Here is a 6,406-nt window from a genome sequence, read left to right on the forward strand (position 1 = left end):
GCGTCTGCAGCTTCTTTTCCTGATCGAGCGTGATGTCGGTATTGTCGATCCAGGCAGCCAGGAACACATGCCGGTCAAACGGGATCGCCCTCGCACCGCTGACGTCGGAGCCAAACCTGATGTCGTTGAAATGATGCACACGCTGCTCGATCATCTCATCGATGAGATCCGAGCGGCCTTGCCGCGCTTGTTTCCACGCGCCGCTCAGCTGTTCGACATTTGGCGAGGTCCAGTTCAGCACCTGGAATGTGGCGTCTGAAGGCAGGTTCTGATTGATGACACCGCCGACATTCTCGGCCAGATCGGCCCTGCCAACCGCCGGGCCCACTTCCATCAGAAACCCGGTGCCGTGCTCAAAATGGTAAAGACGGGTCTCGGGATCGTAGACCCGGTACGGCAGGATATCGGAGAATACCTCTCCATCCATCAGCTCCGGTGTCTCTTCGGTCCAGGGTGTGTCGCCAAAGAGCCCCGACATTGCCTCTTTCATGAAATTCATTTGCCCCTCCGATCCCGGCGTGCGCGACCATCCGTCAGCCTGTGCGGGAATGGCCGCCCGGCCTGGTCGATCAGCTTCCAGCAATAATCTCGAACGGCCTGGGCCCATTCCTGCGGCACCCAGTTGTTCATCTCGATAAACCCGGCCTCTCGGCGGCTCTTGCGGATCTCTGCCATCCGCTCCGCTTTCTCTCCCCGACCGGTGGCGGGTTGCTTTCCGTCTTTGCTGTCACTCATCACTGACGCCACTTGCCTTCCTGGATTACGAAATGAACAAACCGCGCCTCATGCAGGATGCCGCCATCGTCGAGGATCGGTGCGATCCACAGCGTGCCCACGACTTCCGGAGACCTGTAGGCCGCCGCGTTGTAGGGAAAGCCGCCATCCGGTAGGCCCTTGGCCCCGCCTTTCCCGACCCAGAGCGGGTTTTGGGTGAGGGTCTTGACGGCTGTGTCTTCGGGACGCTCCGCAATCGACGTGGCGCCAACCGCGCCGGTGCCATCAACCGCCGCGATCGACGTACAGGGCGATCCCGCCTGCGCCTCGCAGAGGAAGTCCTTTTCCGTGTTCGATGCCGTGCAGGCTGCTATGAGCGCGACAAGTGGCAGGATCAGAAGACGCTTCATGAGCCCTTCTCCTTTTTGGAATTGCGAGTGAAATGACGACGCGTAGCGTGCAGGGCTATGGGTGCGCTAACCATCGGAGGCATTCTCCGGGTCTGCGGCATACGGCATTGGCCAACGTTTCAGGGAATAAACCTGCAATGCCCCTTCGACCACGACTGCCGAGAAACAAGTTGTCCACGTTAAGCCGAAGAGCCAGACATCCCGAGCAGGGATGCCTTCAAGTACTCCTGCTCGCACAACTTCAATGCCCACCCACCCCAGAAAGCCAGCGAAGCCAATGCAGATTCCGGTCATCAACCACTCAATGAGTTTCCACACGATCATCCGTCCCCCTCCCCGAAGATCCGGCTCTTGACGGAGGGATAGATGCGGCGGGCGGCGATCAGGAACGCGGCTGCGATGATCACCGTCAGAGCGGTTGCTACCAATTGGGACAGAAACCGCGCCTCGGTCAGGGCCACGTATTGTGAATAGATCGCCACGCCGATGAGCCCGAGGCCCACTACCACGCAGAAGAAGACACCATAGAGACGGAGGAATTCGGAGACACTCATCGGCTGCCCTCCGTCCGGGAGCCGAAGGGCCTGCGCAGGTCCAGCAACAGCCAGGCCACAACCACCTGACCGCCGATCAACACAAGGTAGGCCCAGGGCCAGAAGTAGAAGCCCAGCTGTTCGGGATAGGATCTGCCCTCCCCAGCCGTGAAAAATGCGATGACGGCCATCAGAACGCCCGTGCTGGCAGCGATGAATGCCGTCACACGGAGAAAGACCTCGACCCCTCTCATTGCCGTGTCTCCGCCCTGTAATCTCCGGACATTTGGGATAGTTCGGGCTCGCCTAGCTCAGCCCAAACCAGAACGCCGAGCACCACGGCACACATAGCGCCGGCAGGGAAAAGCCAGCGGTAATTCTCAAAGCCAATGTGCGCGCAGAGGAGACCAAGGGAGACCGCCCCAATGGCGAAGACGGCCAGCCGCCAATGCGGGTCACCCGTCAACACATAGCCTGACAGTGCTGCAATAACCGCCGCCGCAACCACCAGAGAAATCCAGTTCACAATGCCGAACGCTCTCATTGGCCCAGCTCCACGCCTTCGAGGAACACAAGCTCGACCTTCGTGCCGCCATAGAGGCTGACGACAGGCTGATACTGCTCGGCCCGGGTGATGTAATATTCGGCGAGCGAGTTCGCGGCGCTTTCCGCACCGCCTGCAATGGTGCCGAGACCCGCGCCCTTCAGGGCCTCCTCGGCCGATGTGTCGTCATTGCCCAGGACGCTTGTCGTTGCGGTCGAAAGCCCTTTACCAAGGCCGCCAATGACGCCGGCCACAAGGGCATTACGCACCTGGGGGCCTTCCCGGCTGGTGACATGGCCACGGACGCCTTCCTTGCCCGACCCGGCCATGTATCCGCTGACCTTGGTCTCCAGCACAGCGCCTTTGCGATTGATGCAGGTCATCGTGATCAGCCGCACTTTTACTCGTTCGGATGACAGATCGCCGGTTGCCGAGCCTTGTACGGTGCAGCCCTTCAGGTTGACCTTTGCGGGGCTGCGCCCACCGGTCGCGGCGCTGACGGCCGGACCCGTGATCCTGAACAGGACAGGGATCGGGTTTTCCCGGTTGGAGACATTGGTGGCGGCATCGGCGCCGGAGAGCACCACCGCCGGGGCATAGCTGCCGGCCGGAAGGTAGTTGCGGAGTGTCCGAACCTCACGCTCATCCGTTTGTGGCTCATCGAGCGCAGTCAACGTGAAGGATTCACCAAGTGGTTTCCAACCGCCAGATATGACCGGCCGGCCATCTTCGCCCACGGTTGTTGGTGATGCCGCGCGTTGTGTTGGCGGTCTCCGCCGGATGAAATCACTGCCCGGGCCTTCCGAGGCCAGCTGCCTCTGCAGTTGCTCCCGGCCAGTGAGCGGCTGGCTGACATCAACAGGCTGGTTATCGGGCAGGGACGCACTGGACCCCCCTGCCCTCTCTTGCTCGAGCTGCTCGATCTTCTTCGCCTGCTGAAGAAGGATGTCGTCATATTCGTTGCGAACCTCCTGCACCTGCTTTGCCGCATCCGTGCGGGTTTGGGTCAGGAGTTCCCGTTGTTCCTTGAGTTCCTTCGCCATCTTCTCCATCTCGATCCGGCCTTGCGTGATCCAGGACATCTCCGGTGATGCGGCGGACGTGCGGTCGGATATGATGGTTTCATCGACGGTCGCCGGTCGGTTGTTCGCCAGGCCCGGATCCGAAGGCGGCTGGAACAGCATGCCCAGGATCAGAAAGCCCGCGATCACAAACGCGCCCACGATGGAAATGGCGATGAGCTGTTTCTTTCTGCGATTGTCCTGTGCCATCACTTCCCCCTCACCACGACAACCCAGGACCGCTCACCGGCGGCCAGGCTGTTTTTCTGGACCCACACCGACAGGACGCCGGACTTGTAGAATTCCTGTTCGCGCACCTGGCGCGCGGCCTTGCCGGCGGAGGCCACCCGGACCTCACCCACCAGATCGCCAATGCGCAGAGACGAGATCAGCGCGCCATTGGCGCCGCCGCTCGGGCGCGGGGCGCGGATTTTCTGATAAATCGTCTGCCGTGTGGCTTCGGTCAGCTGAGAGGTCAGCCCATCCCCGGTTCCAGGGCTGGCATCGGCAAAGCCATCGGCGGCGGCGGTCGCCTCTTCCGGTCTGGGCTGGTTTGCTTTCAGAGAGATGAGAACGGTTTGAGTGGTGGCTCTGATCGGCAGGATCTCATAAGCAATGGTCCGGCCCTTTTCGGTGACGATATAGCCGCCCTCCTTGGGCGGCATCTTTGCATCACCCACATAGCGCAGGAAGAAATCCCCGGTCCGATCGTCGGCCTTGGCCTGATAGACTGTCAGGTCATTATCATTCACGATGTCGCTGATCCGGTCGCCTTCGATGCTGACCCGGGTGATGCCGGTCACGGAAACCTTGAACCGGGCCAGGCCGTCTTCGCGCACCGTCAGCCGTTGTTCGGCTGCCGCAACCGCTTGTGCGACGACAATCGCGATCCCTAATACGGCACAGCGCTTGAGACCCAGGAACCGGATCATGTCTCGCCCTCCAGCTTGCCAATAAATGAAACCCGCACGGAGCCCGCCTGCGGCCGGAACCGGACCAGAATGCGCCGCTCCTCCTGAGAGACCTGCGTTGTCTCGAGGTAGGTCGCGAGATAGCCGTCAACGACCACCTCATAGGCTTCGAAATTGTGTTCGATTTTTACGGGGCGGAAGACCGTCGAGATCTTCCGGGCGCGGATGTCTTCGGCAATCCGGTCATAGAGTTCCAGGATGCCAGCGCGCTCAACCGGCCCGCTCAGACGCTCCAGGCTCGCCCGACCATATTGAATGGTGTTGGGCGACATGTTGTACATCGCGTAGACCGTATCGAGGGCAAGGGCCTCGACATACGCCTTGTCCACCGAGCCGCGCGCCACCATTCCGTCGCGTACATGTGTCGGGGTCAGGATGGCCTGATCCGAGCTGTAATACTGGCCAATCGCAAGAAAGGCGTTGGAGATGGCGAGGAGCCCGCAGACAGTTCCAGCAAGGACCAGCGCCCTGCCCCGGTTCACATATCCGCGCATGAGGTTCTGAGGTGTCATCAGGCCCTCCACGTGCGCACGGCGCTGTCCGGAAGCGCGCGGTAGATCGAGATCTCGCGCGGCAGGATCCAGTAGAGCAAGGCCAGGAGACCGCTCAGTCCACGCTCACCTTTAACTCGTTTCCAGACCGAAAAAAGAACCACCGCCATGACCACGCCCAGCACGGCGTGTTTGCTGACCAGGCCGAGCACAAAGGGCAGACCGCCGGCGATGGCCTCATCAGCAGGCAATATGAAGAACTGCGGTGGATCCTGCAGCCGCTGCTCCACCTTGATCACCTTGTCCATGATCACATCCGATTTTTTTGTGAGAACCTGCCCATCCCCCGGCTGGGGAATGGGCACTTACTCGTTACCGACTCAGGGGATGAATGCAGTGATACGGGAGCCTTCCATCAGGAACTCGGTGGTGGCCGAGATGCCCGCAAAGCTCGCGAAGGTGTTGACGCCGTATCCCAGCAGGAGCGCTGCGAAGAACGCGAAGCCCACCTGGATGATGCTGCCGCGAAACGCGACGGCAATCGCCGCGATCGCGATGGAGAACAGCAGCACCGCGAAACCACCGGCGCCATCGATGACGGCCTGAATGTTCGTCGCAATCTCGTGGAAGCCGGCGTTCACACCGGTGTTGCTGCCAAGTGCTACGGCGCTGCCAGCAGCCAATAGCATCATCCCTGCGGTCACGCCCGCAGTCCCCACCCGCCGGGTGGTCATTACACTGTCCATACTCTCGAACCTTTCTTTTTAACGTTGCACGGTCAGTTCACCGCGGGGCACATGGAGCGTGCAGCTCCAACCGCGGAATCCCGCCCCTTCAAGGACGAAATTCGGATTTCCATTATTGAAGAACGTCGGCCACCATACCTGCGTATTTTGGTCTCAATGCCTAACGAAGGCTTCTCAAACTTGAGTGACGCAGAAAAGATGTTTTGCTCGCTACTCGGTGCCCTCGATCCCTGTCCGATCAAGACCTTGAGAAACCACCTCGATGGCCCCACCAATTTTCCGCACTGTAAAAAGCGTATAGTCGTCCTGAACAAGCAACTGCGTACCGTCGCCAAATTTCCGGTGCAGATTGAACAGTCCCGGGAAGAAAGTAAGTTTTCGTTCCTGAATCGTGCCGTCGCTCCTGGCCTTTTCCGGAACCAAAATCTTTTCTTCTTCTCCAACCAAGTAGACACAGTTGTACACTGGTGCGCCATTGGCGTTAAACTCGACCAGATCATACCGACAGAAAAACTCAGTTCCCTTTGATCGCCATTGCCGCACAGCTTCAACAGTTACCAAGGTTTGGTGTCTTTCAATTGGCATGTGTCGCCTCCCGATGAGGCAACTTCCTAATGCTATCCTCCGTAAGCATGAAGCCCTTGTGGAGTGTTTTCGTGTAAATAGGTAAATTTATAATTTACTCCAGTCAATACAAAAGTTACTTTTTCTTGCATCGCAGTGCTTCAGCCCATTGCCGAGTTTCGCCGGTGTAGAGTTTCCGACCACAAGGATTTGGGTATGAGTGGTTCCACTGAGCAGGAACCATGACGCACGAACGGAGCGCCTAGGCGGCGAGGCGGACCGCGCCCACCTGGTTTCTCCTGTCAGGTGCCGAACACTAAAGCATCCCGCCGAAAACTTGAATCGGGGGATTCCCAAATGGTTGTCAGTGTG

The 6,406-nt window shown here is 59.5% G+C and carries 13 protein-coding genes; all 13 read right to left on the minus strand.

The annotated features are described in order from the left end of the window. Nucleotides 1-499, minus strand: a 499-nt coding sequence (locus GOX53_RS28365; protein WP_171182236.1) for a TraC family protein, incomplete at its 3' end; no start/stop codon positions are given. Then, complete coding sequence (locus tag GOX53_RS28370; RefSeq protein ID WP_171182237.1) at nt 496-735, minus strand: hypothetical protein; 240 nt, start codon at nt 733-735, stop codon at nt 496-498. The genes GOX53_RS28370 and GOX53_RS28365, both read right to left, overlap by 4 nt. Then, entirely contained in the window at nt 735-1,124 is a 390-nt protein-coding gene (locus tag GOX53_RS28375; RefSeq protein ID WP_171182238.1) for a TraV family lipoprotein, read from the minus strand. Before GOX53_RS28375 ends, GOX53_RS28370 begins: the two co-directional genes overlap by 1 nt. Nucleotides 1,125-1,190: 66 nt before the next feature. Further along, entirely contained in the window at nt 1,191-1,448 is a 258-nt protein-coding gene (locus GOX53_RS28380; protein ID WP_171182239.1) for a hypothetical protein, read from the minus strand. Next, nucleotides 1,445-1,678 carry a hypothetical protein gene (locus GOX53_RS28385; protein WP_171182240.1) on the minus strand — a complete coding sequence of 78 codons (234 nt, stop codon included), beginning with the start codon at nt 1,676-1,678 and terminating at the stop codon, nt 1,445-1,447. Before GOX53_RS28385 ends, GOX53_RS28380 begins: the two co-directional genes overlap by 4 nt. After that, complete coding sequence (locus tag GOX53_RS28390; RefSeq protein ID WP_171182241.1) at nt 1,675-1,911, minus strand: hypothetical protein; 237 nt, start codon at nt 1,909-1,911, stop codon at nt 1,675-1,677. The genes GOX53_RS28385 and GOX53_RS28390 overlap by 4 nt, the downstream gene beginning before the upstream one ends. Next, the gene (locus tag GOX53_RS28395) at nt 1,908-2,201 is read right to left on the minus strand and encodes a hypothetical protein (RefSeq protein ID WP_171182242.1); all 294 of its coding nucleotides are present in this window, start codon (nt 2,199-2,201) and stop codon (nt 1,908-1,910) included. Before GOX53_RS28395 ends, GOX53_RS28390 begins: the two co-directional genes overlap by 4 nt. Beyond that, nucleotides 2,198-3,472 (minus strand): TrbI/VirB10 family protein, encoded by a 1,275-nt coding sequence (locus GOX53_RS28400; RefSeq protein ID WP_254446849.1) that lies wholly within the window; start codon nt 3,470-3,472, stop codon nt 2,198-2,200. The genes GOX53_RS28395 and GOX53_RS28400 overlap by 4 nt, the downstream gene beginning before the upstream one ends. Further along, on the minus strand, nt 3,472-4,194 hold the full coding sequence (locus GOX53_RS28405; RefSeq protein ID WP_171182244.1) for a type-F conjugative transfer system secretin TraK: 723 nt from the start codon (nt 4,192-4,194) through the stop codon (nt 3,472-3,474). Before GOX53_RS28405 ends, GOX53_RS28400 begins: the two co-directional genes overlap by 1 nt. After that, nucleotides 4,191-4,745 (minus strand): TraE/TraK family type IV conjugative transfer system protein, encoded by a 555-nt coding sequence (locus GOX53_RS28410; RefSeq protein WP_171182245.1) that lies wholly within the window; start codon nt 4,743-4,745, stop codon nt 4,191-4,193. Before GOX53_RS28410 ends, GOX53_RS28405 begins: the two co-directional genes overlap by 4 nt. Continuing rightward, on the minus strand, nt 4,745-5,032 hold the full coding sequence (traL, locus tag GOX53_RS28415) for a type IV conjugative transfer system protein TraL (RefSeq protein ID WP_171182246.1): 288 nt from the start codon (nt 5,030-5,032) through the stop codon (nt 4,745-4,747). The genes GOX53_RS28410 and traL overlap by 1 nt, the downstream gene beginning before the upstream one ends. Before the next feature lie 72 nt (nt 5,033-5,104). Further along, complete coding sequence (locus GOX53_RS28420) at nt 5,105-5,458, minus strand: hypothetical protein (protein WP_171182247.1); 354 nt, start codon at nt 5,456-5,458, stop codon at nt 5,105-5,107. A gap of 222 nt (nt 5,459-5,680) precedes the next feature. After that, nucleotides 5,681-6,055 (minus strand): hypothetical protein, encoded by a 375-nt coding sequence (locus tag GOX53_RS28425; protein WP_171182248.1) that lies wholly within the window; start codon nt 6,053-6,055, stop codon nt 5,681-5,683. Nucleotides 6,056-6,406 lie beyond the last annotated feature (351 nt).

The organism is Ruegeria sp. HKCCD8929, assembly GCF_013031405.1.
Lineage (GTDB): Bacteria > Pseudomonadota > Alphaproteobacteria > Rhodobacterales > Rhodobacteraceae > Ruegeria.